This is a genomic window from Paracoccus aeridis (assembly GCF_004923205.2).
GTDB classification, from domain to species: Bacteria; Pseudomonadota; Alphaproteobacteria; order Rhodobacterales; family Rhodobacteraceae; genus Paracoccus; species Paracoccus aeridis.
Window position 1 is genome coordinate 110,609 of record NZ_SELD02000007.1, and the last position, 14,635, is coordinate 125,243.

Here is a 14,635-nt window from a genome sequence, read left to right on the forward strand (position 1 = left end):
GTCGTCCGTGGATGCGGCCAGGCCCTGCCTGTCCGCCTGTCTCCGGGACGCTTCGATCTCCACGCGCCCCTCGGCCGCCCGCCGGATGCGGGCATTGGGGCTGCTAACGCAAAAGCACCGCTGCGTCAATGTTTTCGCGCGGGAACAGCGTCTCGCGGCGGGCGGGGCCGACGCATTGCCGTTGCGGCGCGATGAACGGCGCGACGCGCCCGGTCTTGCCGGGCTATTCGGAACGGGGTCGGATTGTTCCGGCGCAGGGCTGGAACCCGGCGGCGCGGCAGGGCAGTCTGCCCTGCATCGCCGGTCACGCACGGGGCCGCAATCGCAGGTTGAAGTCGTCCTGCGATCGCCGTTATGGCCTGACGTGACTTGTTTTGCCGCAGAGGTTCTGGCCGATGAAGTTTGCAACCCGTCAGGACAGTGAGTTGCCCGCCGAAGACCTGTTCGCCGCCATCAGCGACTTTCCCCTGGCCGAACGGATGCTGGTCAGCAAGGGCGCGCAGGTCCGCAGGCTGGACCCGTCCCGCGAGCCCGGCGCGGGCATGGCCTGGCAGGTCGGGTTCGACTTCCGCGGTAAGCGGCGCGACATGCGGCTTTCCGTGATCCGCTTCGACCGGCCCGAGAACCTGACGATGGAAGGGGTGAGCGAGATGTTCGACCTGACCATCGAGATGACGGTGATCGCGCTCACCCGCGCCAAGTCGCGCCTGATCTTCGAGGTCGAGGCCAAGCCCCGCAACATGCGCGCGCGCCTGCTTCTGCAGACCGCGAAGCTGGGCAAGTCGCAGCTCGACCGGCAGTTCGCGTCCCGGATCGCGTATTACGTCGCCGGGATCTCGGGCGCGCACCGGCCGCGGCAGGTGCGCTAGGCCCCGGTTCGACGGGATCAGCCCCGGTCGGCCCGCGACGGGTCGGACGGGTAGACGCCCAGAATCTTCAGGGACGACGTGAAGTACCCCAGCTCCTCCAGCGCGCGTGCGACCGCGGGATCGTCGGGGTGCCCCTCGACGTCGGCGTGGAACTGCGTCGCGGTGAAGACGCCGTCCAGCATGTAGCTTTCCAGCTTGGTCATGTTGACGCCGTTGGTCGCGAAGCCCCCCATCGCCTTGTAGAGCGCAGCCGGAATGTTGCGGACGCGGAAGACGAAGCTGGTCAGCATCGCTTCCGACCCCTCGCGGTTCGGCCGGCGGGAATGGTCGGCGTCGCGCGACATGATCAGGAAGCGGGTCGTGTTGTTGGGCCGGTCCTCGATCCCTTGCGCGAGGTTGTCCAGCCCGTAGATCTCGCCCGCGAGGCTGCTTGCCAGCGCCGCGCGGGACGGATCGCCCCCTTCGGCCACCAGCAGCGCGCTGCCCGCGGTGTCGGGGCCCACGACCGAGCGGATGTCGTGCCGCCGCAGGAAGTCCCGGCACTGGCCCAGCAGCATCGTGTGGCTCATCGCCTCGCGCACGTCCGACAGCTTCGCGCCGGGCACGCCCAGAAGGCTGATCTGAACGCGCACGAAGCATTCGCCGATGATGTGCAGCCCGGATTCGGGCAGCAGGTGGTGGATGTCCGCGACCCGGCCATAGGTCGAATTCTCGACCGGCAGCATCGCAAGGTCGGCCCTGTGGCTGCGCACCGCGTCGATGGCGTCCTCGAAGGTGCGGCAGGGCAGCGCCTCCATCTGCGGGCGGGCGGCCCGACACGCCTCGTGGCTGTAGGCGCCGGGCTCGCCCTGGAAGGCGATGCGGTTGGTCGGGGCGGCGGTGCTTGCGGCGGGGGCGACGGTGGCGGCGGACATCGGACTGATCCTGCTGGTGCGGTGGAACGGCGGGCGGCTGGCGGGGGCGGCATCGTGTCGCGCCCCGCACGGGTCCGGGCGGGTTTGCACGCGGCGGGGCAGAACTATACCTTGAACCGGCCGAGGGAAAGCGGGTAGACACCCGGCAGTTCCACGGCTCACCGGACAAGGGATAGCGGGCATGTTCAACACGATGACCATTACGAAAGCGGCAGGCGCACTGATCGGCTCGCTGCTGTTTTTGCTGCTGGTGTCGTGGGGGGCGTCGGGCCTGTATCACGTCGGCCCCACCGGGCACGTGGCCGAGGGCGAGGAGCATCCGCAGGCCTATTCGATCGCGGTCGAGGAAGCGGCACCCGCCGGGGCCGAGGCTGAGGCAGAGGTCGTGGACATCAACGCGCTGCTCGCATCGGCCGACCCGGCCGCGGGCGAAAAGGTGTTCGGCCGCTGCAAGGCCTGCCACAAGCTCGACGGGACCAACGGCACCGGCCCGCACCTGGACGGCGTGGTGAACCGCGCGATGGCCTCGACCGACTTCAACTATTCCGAAGCGATGGTCGCCCACGCGGCCGAAGCGCCGACCTGGACCCCCGAGGCGCTGCAGGAGTTCCTCGCCAACCCCAAGGGCGTCGTCCCGGGCACCAAGATGACCTTCGCGGGCCTGCCCAAGCCGCAGGAACGCGCGAACCTGATCGCCTACCTGCAGGCGCAATGACGGCACCGCTTGGTGAACTGCTTCCAGGGCGCGGGTTTCCGCGCCCTTTTCGTTTTCGCGCCCGGGCCTGAACGTCACCCCCGACACGTCACGAATCCGGGACCGCGCTTGCGCGCCGGGCGTCCGCCGCTCTAGCCTGCCCGCCAGGCCCTGCGGCCGGACGGAAGGGTGGGATCGGATGAAGCTGCTTGGCGCCAACGGGATTGCCACGAGGATCGGGGCAGGGGCAGGGGCAGGGGCGGGGACGGCCATGGCGGCGCTGGCGCTGTCCGCCGGGTTGGCGCTGGCACAGCAACCGGCCCCCGCGCCGACGACCGGGGCCGCGCCCGCCGCGGCGACGCCCCTCGAAACGCCCGCCACCGCAACGCCCGCCACCGCTGAGCCTGCGGTCCAGCCTGCACCCGCAGCCGAGCCGACCACGATCGCACATGGCGTGTCGGTCTTCGGCGACCTGAAGCTGCCGCCCGATTTCCAGCACCTCGCCTACGTCAACCCCGACGCGCCGAAGGGCGGCGAGATCAGCGAATGGCAGCCGGGGGGCTTCGACAGCTTCAACCCCTTCACCATCAAGGGCCGCGGCGCCGCGCTGTCGACCGTGATGCTGGAAAGCCTGCTCACCGGGACCGCGGACGAGGTCGGCGCCGCCTACTGCCTTCTGTGCGAAACGATCGAATACCCCGAAAGCCGCGACTGGGTGATCTTCCACCTGCGGCCCGAGGCCAGGTTCTCGGACGGGACGCCCGTCACCGCGCAGGACGTGATGTTTTCCTACGAACAGCTGCGCGACAAGGGCCTGTCGTCCTTCCGGGCCGTGTTCGCCCAGCAGGTCGCGGCGGCCGAGGTGCTGGACGACCACAGCATCCGCTTCACCTTCACCCCCGACTACCCGCGCCGCGACCTGATCCAGTCGGTCGGCGGCCTGCCGGTGTTCTCGCGCGCCGATTTCCAGGCCAACGCGCGCGAGCTGGGCGAAAGCTCGGCCAGGCCGTTCATCGGCTCAGGCCCCTACATGTTCGAAAGCGCCGACATGGGCCGCAGCGTCCGCTACGTCCGCAACCCCGACTACTGGGGCGAGGACCTGCCGATCAATGTCGGCCGCAACAATTTCGACCGCATCCGGATCGAGTATTTCGGCGACTACGAGACCGCGTTCGAGGCGTTCAAGGCCGGCGCCTACACCTTCCGCAACGAGGCGAGCAGCATCATCTGGGCGACCCGCTACGACTTCCCCGCCTTCACGAGCGGCCACGTCGTGAAGGAAGAGCTGGCGAATGGCAACGTGGCCAGCGGGCAGGCGTGGGTGATGAACCTGCGCCGGCCGCAGTTCCAGGACCCGCGCGTGCGCGAGGCGCTGGCTCGAAGGCACGCTGATCCAGGTGGCGCTTGGCGACGTTCCAGGACCCGCGCGTGCGCGAGGCGCTGGGGCTTGCGTTCAACTTCGAATGGTCCAACGCGACGCTGTTCTATGGCCTCTACGAGCGGGTACAAAGCTTCTGGGAGAACTCGCCGCTCGAGGCGACGGGCAAGCCCTCGTCCAACGAGCTCGCGATCCTTAAGCCGCTCGAAGCCGACCTGCCGCCGGGCGTCCTGACCGACGACGCGGTCGTGGCTCCCACCAGCGGCGAACGCCAGCTGGACCGCGCCAACCTGCGCCGCGCGGGCGCGCTGCTGGACGCGGCCGGCTGGACCGTCGCGGCTGGATCGCCCGACGGACTGCGCCGCAACGCCGAAGGCCGGACGCTGCGGGTCGAGGTGCTGAACGATTCACAGACCTTCGACCGGGTCGTGAACCCGTTCGTCCAGAACCTGCGCACGCTCGGCGTCGATGCCGTTCATACCCGCGTGGACGAGGCGCAGATGGAATCGCGCCTGCGCCAGCACGACTTCGACATGGCCAATCCCAGCCAGCCGCTCGGGCAGGACCTGATCCCCGGCGCGGGGCTGCAGCAGTACTTCGGATCGAACTCGACCGGCGACGTGTTCAACGCGATGGGACTGGCCAACCCGGCCGTCGACAAGCTGATCTCGCTGGTAGAGAACGCGACCACGCAGGAGGAGTTGGCCACCCGCGTCCACGCGCTCGACCGGACCTTGCGCGCGCTGCGCTTCTGGGTGCCGCAATGGTACAAGGCCACCCACACCGTCGCCTACTGGGACATGTACGACCACCCCGACACGCTGCCGCCCTACGCGTTGGGCGAGCTTGATTTCTGGTGGTACGACGCCGATAAGGCGGAAAAGCTGAGAAGCGCGGGGGCGCTGCGCTGAGGCGCGGCGTCGAACCCGGGACCAGCCGAGCACGGAGCGGATCACGATGGGCGCATATCTCCTGCGGCGGCTGCTGCTGATCGTCCCGACGCTGATCGGGATCATGCTCGTCAACTTCACCCTGACGCAGTTCGTCCCCGGCGGCCCGATCGAACAGATCGCCGCCCGCATGCAGGGCGAAGGCGACGTGTTCCGCAACATCGCGGGCGGCGGCGACGCGGGCCAGTCTGGCGGGACGGAACAGCAGTACGGCGGCGCGCAGGGCCTGCCGCCCGAGTTCATCGCCGAACTGGAAAAGGAGTTCGGCTTCGACAAGCCGCCGGCCGAGCGGTTCGTCACGATGCTGGGCAACTACCTGCGCTTCGACTTCGGCGAAAGCTGGTTCAGGTCGATCAGCGTGGTGGACCTTGTGCTGGAAAAGATGCCGGTCTCAATCACGCTGGGGCTGTGGTCGACGCTGCTGGCCTACCTGATCTCGATCCCGCTGGGCATCCGAAAGGCGGTCCGCGACGGCACGCCCTTCGACACCTGGACCTCCAGCGCGATCATCGTGGGCTACGCGATCCCGGGCTTCCTGTTCGCCGTGCTGCTGATGGTGCTGTTCGCGGGCGGGTCCTACTGGAAGATCTTCCCGCTGCGCGGCCTGACCAGCGACGACTTCGACCAGCTGACGCTGTGGGGGCAGGTCAAGGACTACCTGTGGCACATCACGCTGCCGGTGATCGCGGCCACCATCTCCAGCTTCGCGACGCTGACGCTGCTGACGAAGAACAGCTTTCTTGACGAGATCAACAAGCAGTACGTGATGACCGCGCGCGCCAAGGGCCTGACGCAGCGCCGGGTGCTGTACGGCCACGTTTTCCGCAACGCCATGCTGATCGTGATCGCGGGCTTTCCCGCGCTGTTTCTCGGCGTGTTCTTCGGCTCCTCGATCCTGATCGAGACGATCTTCTCGCTCGACGGGCTTGGCCGCCTGGGGTTCGAGGCGGCGGTGCAGCGCGACTATCCCGTGATCTTCGGCACGCTCTACGTCTTCGGGCTCATGGGCCTTCTGATCGGCATCCTGTCGGACCTCACCTATGTCCTCGTCGATCCACGCATCGACTTCGAGAAACGCGCCGGATGATGCTGTCGCCCCTGAACCAGCGCCGCTGGCGCAACTTCCGCCGCAACCGCCGCGCCTTCTGGTCGCTGGTGATCTTCGCGGTGCTGTTCGTCCTGTCGCTGCTGGCCGAGGTGATCGCCAACGACAAGCCGATCGTCGTCGGCTATCGGGGCGAGCTCTACTTCCCCGCCTACCGCTTCTACCCGGAAACGACCTTCGGCGGCGACTTCGGGACCGAGGCGATCTACCGCGATCCCGGCGTCCAGTGCCTGATCGTGTCCGGCGGCCGCCCCGAATGCTGGGACGCCCCCGAGGACGTGATGGCGCAGGTGAAGGCGGGGACGTCGGACGTCCCGAAGGCCGAGCAGGGCTGGATGGTCTGGCCGCCGATCCCCTACCACTACCAGACGATCAACGACGTCGGCGCCGCCCCCAGCGCGCCCGACGGCGACCACTGGCTCGGCACCGACGACACCACCCGCGACGTGGCGGCGCGCGTGATCTACGGCTTCCGCGTCTCGATGATGTTCACCCTGATCGTGACGATCGTGGCCTCGGCCCTCGGGATCGCGGCGGGCGCGGTGCAGGGGTATTTCGGCGGCCGCACGGACCTCGTGTTCCAGCGCCTGCTGGAAATCTGGGGCTCCACCCCGTCGCTCTACGTCATCATCATCCTGTTCGCGATCCTCGGGCGCAGCTTCTGGCTGCTGGTGTTCGTGTCGATCCTCTTCGGCTGGCCCGCGCTCGTGGGCGTGGTCCGGGCCGAGTTCCTGCGCGCCCGCAACCTCGAATACGTCCGCGCCGCGCGCGCGCTGGGGGTGAAGGACCGCACGATCATGTTCCGCCACATCCTGCCGAACGCGATGGTGGCGACGCTCACGATGCTGCCCTTCGTCGTCACCGGCACGATCTCCAGCCTCGCCGCGCTCGACTACCTCGGCTACGGCCTGCCCGCGTCCGCGCCCTCGCTGGGCGAGCTCGCGCTGCAGGCCAAGCAGAACCTTCAGGCGCCGTGGCTGGGCTTCTCGGCCTTCTTCACCTTTGCGATCATGCTGTCGCTCCTCGTGTTCATGTTCGAGGGCATCCGCGACGCCTTCGACCCGCGCAAGACCTTCCGATGACCGATCCCCGCGATCCCGCCGCCCCCCTGCACCCGCCCGCGGACCTCACCCCGCCGGTCGTACCCGCACCGGGCGAGGCGATGGCGGTGCCCGCCCAGCCGGCCGGCCGCCATTTGCTCGGACGGGCCGCAGCTATCCCCGGGGCCGGGGCAGCGCCCCGGCGGGCCGCCGACAGCGGTGCCGTGCTGGACGTCCGCGACCTCCGCATCAGCTTCCGGCAGGACGGCAAGGTCATCCAGGCCGTCAGGGGCGTCAGCTTCACCGTGAACCGGGGCGAGACGGTGGCGCTGGTGGGCGAATCCGGGTCCGGCAAGTCCGTGACCGCGCTCACCACAGTGCAGCTTCTGGGCGACGCCGCGACGGTCGAGGGCAGCGTCCGCTATGACGGTGCCGAACTCGTCGGCGCGTCCGAGGCGCGGCTGCAGGCCGTGCGCGGCAACGACATCAGCTTCGTCTTCCAGGAGCCGATGACCTCGCTCAACCCGCTCCACACGATCGAAAAGCAGCTGGCCGAAAGCATGGCGCTGCACCAGGGCCTGACCGGAGCCGCCGCCCGCGCCCGCACGGTCGAGCTTCTGACACGCGTCGGCATCCGCGACCCCGAAAGCCGGCTTGCCGACTACCCGCACCAGCTTTCGGGCGGGCAGCGGCAGCGGGTGATGATCGCGATGGCGCTGGCGAACGGGCCGGAACTCCTGATCGCGGACGAACCCACCACCGCGCTCGACGTGACGATCCAGGCCCAGATCCTCGACCTTCTGGCCGAGCTCAAGCGCGACGAGGGGCTGTCGATGCTGTTCATCAGCCACGACCTGGGGATCGTGCGGCGGATCGCGGACCGGGTCTGCGTGATGCAGGGCGGCAGGATCGTCGAGCAGGGGGCGGTGGACGACATCTTCCGCAACCCGCAGCACCCCTACACCCGCAAGCTCCTGGCCGCGGAGCCCACCGGCACCGCGCGCCCGGTCGCCCCGGACGCGCCCGAGATCGTGGCGGCTCGCGACCTGAAGGTCTGGTTCCCGATCAAGCGCGGCCTCCTGCGCCGCACCGTCGGGCACGTGAAGGCCGTGAACGGCGCCACGCTGTCGGTGCGCGCGGGCGAGACGCTGGGGATCGTGGGCGAATCCGGGTCGGGCAAGACGACGCTCGCGCTCGCCATCATGCGGCTGATCGAAAGCGAGGGGCCGATCCTCTTCATGGGCCGCGATATCGGCCGGCTGTCGGGGCGGCAGATGCGCGGGCTGCGCCGCGACATGCAGATCGTGTTCCAGGACCCCTACGGCAGCCTGTCGCCCCGCATGACGGTCGCCCAGATCATCGCCGAGGGCCTGGGCGTCCATGGCGTCGAGCGGGGCCGCGACCCGCGCGAGATGGTGGCGGGGATCATGGCCGAGGTCGGGCTCGACCCCCTCACGATGGACCGCTACCCGCATGAATTCTCGGGCGGGCAGCGCCAGCGCATCGCGATCGCGCGGGCGATGATCCTGCGGCCGAAGGTGGTGGTGCTGGACGAGCCGACGAGCGCGCTCGACATGACGGTGCAGGTGCAGATCGTGGACCTGCTGCGCTCGCTTCAGCAGAAGCATGAGCTCGCGTTCCTGTTCATCAGCCACGACCTGCGGGTGGTGCGCGCGATGTCGCACCAGATCATGGTCATGCGCGCGGGGGACGTGGTCGAGCAGGGGACGACCGAGCAGGTCTTCGCGAACCCCGCCAGCAGCTACACGCGCGAACTGATGGCCGCGGCGTTCCCGATCGCGGTCGAGGAGGGCGCTGCCTCCGAGGGGGCCGCCGGGGCGCGTCCTTGAAGCTTCTCTTCGTCCACCAGAACTTTCCCGGACAGTTCCCGCACATCGCCCCCGAGATGGCGCGGCGCGGCCATGACGTGCTGGCGCTGACCGACCAGGGAAACGCGCGCCCCTCGCCGGTCAGGGTCGCACGCTACGCGACCCCGCCCAAGCCTACCCTCAGCCACCCGCTGGGCCGCACCTATGCCGAGATGGCCGAGCGCGGCTGGCTCGCCGCCCGCGGCGCCCGCGCGCTGCGCGACCGGCACGGCTACGTCCCCGACGTGATCCTCGGCCACAGCGGCTGGGGCGAGACGCTGTTCCTGCGCGAGATCTGGCCGGATGCCAGGCTGCTGATCTACGCGGAGCTCATGTACCGGACCCGCGGCCACGACGTGGGCTTCGACCCCGAGGTGAGCCCCGGCACGGACGAGGGGCGGGTGGCGGCGGTCGCGCGCTCGGCGCATCTGGTGCAGGCTCTCGTTCAGGCCGATGCGGGCCTGACGCCGACCGCATACCAGGCCGGCAGCTTCCCGCCCGAGCTGCGCGCCAAGCTGACCGTGATCCACGACGGCATCGACGCCGACACCGTCCGCCCGAACCCCGCCGCCACGCTGACGCTGCCGAACGGCCGCGTCCTGCGGGCCGGCGACGAGGTGCTGAGCTTCGTGTCGCGCTCGCTCGAACCCTATCGCGGTTTTCACGTCTTCATGCGCGCGCTGCCGCGGGTCCTTGCGGAACGGCCCGGCGCGCAGGTCGTCCTGATCGGCGGCGACGGGGTCAGCTACGGCGCGAAGCCCCGCGACGCGGACAGCTGGAAGGAAAAGGTCCTGGCCGAGCTGGGCGACCGGCTGCCGCTGGACCGCGTCCACTTCCTCGGCCGGGTAAGCTACGACAGCTACCTGTCGCTGATCCAGCTCACCCGCGTCCACTGCTACCTGACATATCCCTTCGTCCTCAGCTGGTCCCTGACCGAGGCGATGGCGGCGGGCGCGCTTGTCGTCGCGTCCGACACCGAGCCGGTGCGCGAGGTCGTCCGGGACGGCGTGAACGGGCGGCTGGTCCCGTTCTTCGACCGCGCGGCTCTGGAAACGGCGCTGATCCGGGCGCTGGCGGGCGACCCGGACGCCGACCGCCTGCGGCGTGCCGCGCGCCAGACGATCCTGGACGGCTACGACCTGCGGACGCAGAGCCTGCCGCGGCTCGTCGCGTGGATCGAACGGTTCGGGCCTGCGCCGGGCAAGGCGCCGGCCGGCCAGCCCTGATCGACGCAGCGTCCGCACGCCCGCATCCGCGATCTCGGCCGCCTCACCTCACCCCTGCGCGGAAACACCTGCGGCTTTACACCCGCCCGAGCCGCGCAAGGCGCCGGTGGTGATGATGTCGCCCGGCGGAAGCGGGGGTGCGGCCGACAAGCGGCAAGGGGTCATTCGGCCGCGCGCCAGATGTCCTGCCCGGACCAGCCGGTCATGGCGTCGCCGCGCGCCACGCCGCGAAGGTCCGGGGCTATCAGCATGGGCGCCGCGTAGGTGAAGATCGGGATCACCGGCAGCCGGTCGCGCAGGATCGCCGCGGCCTGCGTCTGCAATGGGCCCGGATCGGGGCTGCGCGCGGCCTCGGCCGTCAGGCGGTCGTAGCCGGCATCCGCGAACCGGCCGGGGTTTGCGCCGTCTGGGCGGAAGTAGCGCAGGAACCCGCCCGCGTCGTTCACGTCGGCGCACCAGCCCATCCGGGCCATCTGGAACTCGCCGGACTTGAGCGTTGCCGCGTGCTCCTCCCACGGGGCGTTCTGCAGCCGCAGCTCGATCCCCAGCGGCTTCCACGCGGCGCGGATCTGCTGGCCCACGGCCTCGAGCTCCGGCGAGGTGTTGTAGTTCAGCGTCAGCCGCAGCGGCGCATCGGGCGAATAGCCCGCCGCCGCGACGAGGCGCTGCGCCTCGGCCATCCGGGCCTCCTGCGTCAGGTCGGCATCGGGATTGCCGGGCGCCGTGAACCCGGCGAGCTGCGGCGGCACCCATCCCCAGGCGGGTGCCTGCCCGCCGCCCAGGGCGGCCACGATGGCGTCGCGGTCGATCGACAGCGACAGGGCACGGCGGATGTCGGGGTTGCCGAGCGCCTCGGGCGCGGTGCCGGACTGGTTCAGGACGAGCGCGTTGGTGCACGCGCGCGGGGTTGCCGCCGCCGCTTCGGGGCGATCCTCGGCCCAGTCGCCGAACAGCGGGCCGGGGACCGCGATCAGGTCGATCTCGCCCGCGTCGAACCTCGCCAGCGCCGCGTCCGGATCGCCCCCGGTTTCAAGCGTGACGCCGGTCAGCCGCACGCCTGCCGCGCCGTGCCAGCGGGGCGAAGGGACCAGCGCCGCGCCCGTCTCGGGGTCGCGCGATGTCAGGGTGAAGGGACCGTTGCCGACCAGCCGGTCGGGTGCCGTCCACTCCAGCCCCTCAACCATCGCCGCGCGCATCTGCGCGGCGGGCACGGGAAAGGTCCAGGCGCGCATCACCGCCTTGTCGAGCCACGGCGCGGGTGCCGTCAGCGTCAGGCGCAGCGTGCGGTCGTCGACCGCCGCGACGCCAAGGTCCGAGGTCGGCGCCCCGCCGCGCACCACCGCGTCGGCGTTGGCAAGGCCGATCGCCTGCGTGAACCACGCGCCGGGCGAGCCGAGCGCCGGATCGGCGAGGCGGCGGAACCCGGCCACGAAGTCGGCCGCCGTGACCGGCGCGCCGTCCGACCAGACCGCGTCGGGGCGAAGCTGGAAGGTCCAGGCCAGCCCGTCCGGGGACACCGTGTGCCCGACGGCGGCAGCGGGCAGGGGCTTTCCGTCGGGGCCGGGCCGGTACAGCCCCTCGAACAGCAGGCGCACCGCCTGGTCGGACGCGGCGTCGCCCACCAGCTGCGGGTCGAGCGTGCGGATCGGGTCGCGCATCCACGCGGTCAGCGACTGGTCCCCGGCAGGCGTCTCCGCCGCCTGCGCGGGACCGGCCGCGGGGACCGTCGCCGGGATCGCGGCCGCCGCCACGGGCGCGTCCTGCGCCGCGGCGGGGGCGCCCGGCCATGCGGACAGCGCCGCGCACAGCGTGGCGGCCTGCAGAAGGGCGTGCGACCGGATCGGCATGGACAGCGGCATGGAAAGGGCCCCGCAACGTTTCGGCCCCCGCTTCTACACCGGCCCCGCGGCGCCCGCCAGAACGCCGCGGACAAGTCGGCGCCGACGCGGCATGAGCCGCCACCGGCGGCCAAATTCTGTTGACCCAGCGTCGCGGATCGTCCAATCGCAGAAGGGCAACCCGAAGGTCGGCACACGCCGTTCGCCCGCAGTTGGGCGCCGCCGTCAAGCCGCCCGGAGAATACGTCGAGGGAGGGAGACATGGGCGGCCTGCTGGGCTTCTCGCGCGCTGTTGATCGCATCAACACCGTAATCGGACGAGGGGTCAGCTGGCTGATCCTCGTCGCCATCCTGGTCAGCGCCGCCAACGCGATCGTCCGGAAGGTCTGGTCGGTCTCGTCGAACGCATGGCTGGAACTTCAGTGGTACCTGTACGGCGCGGCGTTCCTGCTGGCCGCGGCCTACACGCTGCTGGAAAACGAACACATCCGCATCGACATCGTCTACGGCGGGCGCAAGCGGCGCACGCAGCACTGGATCGACCTTCTGGGCCACCTGCTGTTCCTGATGCCGTTCGTGATCCTGATGATCTGGCTGATGGTGCCGTGGCTCGAACGGTCGATCCTGTCGGGCGAGCGGTCGATGAACGCGGGCGGGCTGATCCTGTGGCCGGCCAAGGCGCTGCTGCTGGCAGGCTTCATCCTGCTGTTCTTCCAGGGCCTGTCCGAGATCATCAAGAAGATCGCCGTCATGCGCGGCCTGATCCCCGATCCCCACGCCGAGGCGACCCATCACGCCGCCGGAGAGGTGATGATCGACCAGACGCTGCTGGCCGAGACGGGCTTCGCCAGCGCCGACCATCCGGCGACCGACGAGATGATCGACCACCCGCTGGACCACAACCGCAACTACACCGACGACGACGCAGCCCGGGAAACCGGGTCCGGCGGGCGTCCCGCCACCGACACCCGGCCGAACGGAGGGCCGCGCGAATGATCATGGAACTGATCGCGCAGAACATGGCGCCCATCATGTTCCTGTCGCTCGTCGTCTTCCTGCTGCTGGGCTATCCGGTCGCGTTCTCGCTGGCGGCGAACGGCCTTCTGTTCTTCATCATCGGGGTCGAGCTCGCGCCGCTGTCGGGCGGCACGATCAACCTGTCCTGGCCGCTCCTGCAGGCCATGCCGGACCGGCTGTGGGGGCTGCTGTCCAACGAGACGATGCTCGCCATCCCGTTCTTCACCTTCATGGGGATCGTGCTCGAGAAATCGGGCATGGCCGAGGACCTTCTGGACACGATCGGCCAGTTGTTCGGGCCGATCCGCGGCGGGCTCGCCTATGCCGTCATCATCGTGGGCGCGCTGCTGGCCGCCACGACCGGCGTGGTCGCGGCGTCGGTGATCGCGATGGGGCTGATCTCGCTGCCGATCATGCTGCGCTACGGCTACGACCGGCGGATCGCGTCGGGCGTGATCGCCGCGTCCGGGACGCTGGCGCAGATCATCCCGCCGAGCCTCGTCCTGATCGTCCTGGCCGACCAGCTGGGCCGGTCGGTCGGCGACATGTACAAGGGCGCGATGTTCCCCGGTCTCGTCCTGACCGGGTTCTACATGCTCTACGTGCTCGTCATGTCGATCCTGCGGCCAGCGTCGATGCCGGCGCTGCCGAAGGAGGCGCGGACGCTCGGCTCGGGCGTGACGTCGCTCCTGGTCGCGCTCGCCGCGGCGGGGGTGATCGGCTATGCGGTGTGGCACTGGCTGCATCCGACGCAGGGCGCGAACGCCGACATCCTCGCCGGGTCGATCGCCGTGATCGCGATCTACATCGTGGCGCTGCTGGACCGCGCGCTCGGGATCGGCCTGATGAGCCGCCTCGCGCAGCAGGTCATCATCGTGCTGATCCCGCCGCTGGCGCTGATCTTCCTCGTGCTGGGGACGATCTTCCTGGGGATCGCCACGCCCACCGAGGGCGGGGCCATGGGCGCCGTCGGCGCGCTGCTGCTTGCGGGGGTGAAGGGCCGCCTCGGCGGTGGCGTCATCCCGCAGGCGCTGGCGTCGACGACCCGGCTGTCGGCGTTCGTCATGTTCATCCTGGTCGGCGCGCGGGTCTTCTCGCTCACCTTCTACGGGGTGAACGGGCATATCTGGGTCGAACACCTGCTGACGAGCCTTCCGGGCGGCCAGACCGGCTTCCTGCTGGTGGTGTCGTTGATGGTGTTCCTGCTGGCGTTCTTCCTCGACTTCTTCGAGCTGGCGTTCATCATCGTGCCGCTGCTCGCGCCGGCGGCGGACGCCTTGGGGATCGACCTGATCTGGTTCGGGGTGATCCTGGGCGTGAACATGCAGACGTCGTTCATGCACCCGCCGTTCGGCTTCTCGCTGTTCTTCCTGCGCTCGGTCGCGCCCAAGTTCGCCTACAAGGACAAGGTGACGGGGCTGATGATGGAGCCGGTGCGGACCGCGCAGATCTACTGGGGCGCGGTTCCGTTCGTGGTGATCCAGATCGTGATGATCGGGGTGGTGATCGCCTTCCCCGGACTGGTGATGCACTACAAGGGCCCGGCGATCGACACGTCGAACGTGACGATCACGATCCCGAACGCTCCCGGTGGCGGCCTGGGCGGGGGCCTGGGTGGCGGGCTTGGCGGGGGCTTGGGCGGCGGACTTGGCGGCCTGGGCGGCAGCCCGTTCGGCGCACCCGCGGCCCCGGGCGGCGCGCCCGCCACGACGCCGGGCGCGGCGCCTGCCCCGGCT

General features: G+C 70.0%; 9 protein-coding genes and 2 pseudogenes. 9 read left to right on the forward strand and 2 right to left on the reverse strand.

Going from position 1 to position 14,635, the window contains the following annotated elements:
- Positions 1-395: 395 nt before the first annotated feature.
- The gene (locus tag ELI80_RS04235) at positions 396-869 is read left to right on the forward strand and encodes an SRPBCC family protein (protein WP_136649775.1); all 474 of its coding nucleotides are present in this window, start codon (positions 396-398) and stop codon (positions 867-869) included.
- A gap of 17 nt (positions 870-886) precedes the next feature.
- Here the strand turns inward: ELI80_RS04235 and ELI80_RS04240 are convergent, their stop codons facing one another.
- Positions 887-1,783, reverse strand: coding sequence for a prephenate dehydratase (locus ELI80_RS04240; RefSeq protein ID WP_136649776.1), 897 nt, complete (start codon positions 1,781-1,783; stop codon positions 887-889).
- Between the two features lie 181 nt (positions 1,784-1,964).
- Between ELI80_RS04240 and ELI80_RS04245 the strand changes: the two genes are divergently transcribed.
- From ELI80_RS04245 to ELI80_RS04270, 6 genes and pseudogenes are all read left to right on the forward strand, one after another.
- Entirely contained in the window at positions 1,965-2,498 is a 534-nt protein-coding gene (locus ELI80_RS04245; protein WP_136649777.1) for a c-type cytochrome, read from the forward strand.
- 283 nt (positions 2,499-2,781) lie between these two features.
- Positions 2,782-4,766: pseudogene (locus tag ELI80_RS04250) on the forward strand (extracellular solute-binding protein).
- A 46-nt stretch (positions 4,767-4,812) separates the two neighbouring features.
- Positions 4,813-5,892, forward strand: a complete 1,080-nt coding sequence (locus ELI80_RS04255; RefSeq protein WP_136649778.1) for a microcin C ABC transporter permease YejB — start codon at positions 4,813-4,815, stop codon at positions 5,890-5,892.
- The gene (locus ELI80_RS04260; protein WP_136649779.1) at positions 5,889-6,992 is read left to right on the forward strand and encodes an ABC transporter permease; all 1,104 of its coding nucleotides are present in this window, start codon (positions 5,889-5,891) and stop codon (positions 6,990-6,992) included. Before ELI80_RS04255 ends, ELI80_RS04260 begins: the two co-directional genes overlap by 4 nt.
- Positions 6,989-8,800 (forward strand): ABC transporter ATP-binding protein, encoded by a 1,812-nt coding sequence (locus ELI80_RS04265; protein ID WP_236641317.1) that lies wholly within the window; start codon positions 6,989-6,991, stop codon positions 8,798-8,800. Before ELI80_RS04260 ends, ELI80_RS04265 begins: the two co-directional genes overlap by 4 nt.
- The gene (locus ELI80_RS04270; protein WP_136649780.1) at positions 8,797-10,044 is read left to right on the forward strand and encodes a glycosyltransferase; all 1,248 of its coding nucleotides are present in this window, start codon (positions 8,797-8,799) and stop codon (positions 10,042-10,044) included. The genes ELI80_RS04265 and ELI80_RS04270 overlap by 4 nt, the downstream gene beginning before the upstream one ends.
- Before the next feature lie 161 nt (positions 10,045-10,205).
- On the opposite strand, the gene ELI80_RS04275 is transcribed toward ELI80_RS04270, so the two are convergent.
- Positions 10,206-11,903 carry a peptide ABC transporter substrate-binding protein gene (locus ELI80_RS04275; RefSeq protein ID WP_136649781.1) on the reverse strand — a complete coding sequence of 566 codons (1,698 nt, stop codon included), beginning with the start codon at positions 11,901-11,903 and terminating at the stop codon, positions 10,206-10,208.
- A gap of 240 nt (positions 11,904-12,143) precedes the next feature.
- On the opposite strand from ELI80_RS04275, the pseudogene ELI80_RS04280 reads away from it, so the two are divergent.
- Both ELI80_RS04280 and ELI80_RS04285 read left to right on the forward strand, forming a co-directional pair.
- Positions 12,144-12,660 (forward strand): annotated as a pseudogene (locus ELI80_RS04280) (TRAP transporter small permease subunit); the annotation flags it as partial.
- Positions 12,661-12,877: 217 nt separating this feature from the next.
- Positions 12,878-14,635: TRAP transporter large permease (locus tag ELI80_RS04285; protein WP_136649796.1), on the forward strand; the 1,758-nt coding region annotated here is incomplete at its 3' end.

Bases quoted from the DNA above. Each gene is read 5' to 3' on its own strand.
- ELI80_RS04265 (WP_236641317.1), top strand. From the start codon at position 6,989: ATGACCGATCCCCGCGATCCCGCCGCCCCCCTGCACCCGCCCGCGGAC.
- ELI80_RS04240 (WP_136649776.1), bottom strand. From the start codon at position 1,783: ATGTCCGCCGCCACCGTCGCCCCCGCCGCAAGCACCGCCGCCCCGACC.
- ELI80_RS04275 (WP_136649781.1), bottom strand. From the start codon at position 11,903: ATGCCGCTGTCCATGCCGATCCGGTCGCACGCCCTTCTGCAGGCCGCC.
- ELI80_RS04260 (WP_136649779.1), top strand. From the start codon at position 5,889: ATGATGCTGTCGCCCCTGAACCAGCGCCGCTGGCGCAACTTCCGCCGC.
- ELI80_RS04255 (WP_136649778.1), top strand. From the start codon at position 4,813: ATGGGCGCATATCTCCTGCGGCGGCTGCTGCTGATCGTCCCGACGCTG.
- ELI80_RS04235 (WP_136649775.1), top strand. From the start codon at position 396: ATGAAGTTTGCAACCCGTCAGGACAGTGAGTTGCCCGCCGAAGACCTG.
- ELI80_RS04245 (WP_136649777.1), top strand. From the start codon at position 1,965: ATGTTCAACACGATGACCATTACGAAAGCGGCAGGCGCACTGATCGGC.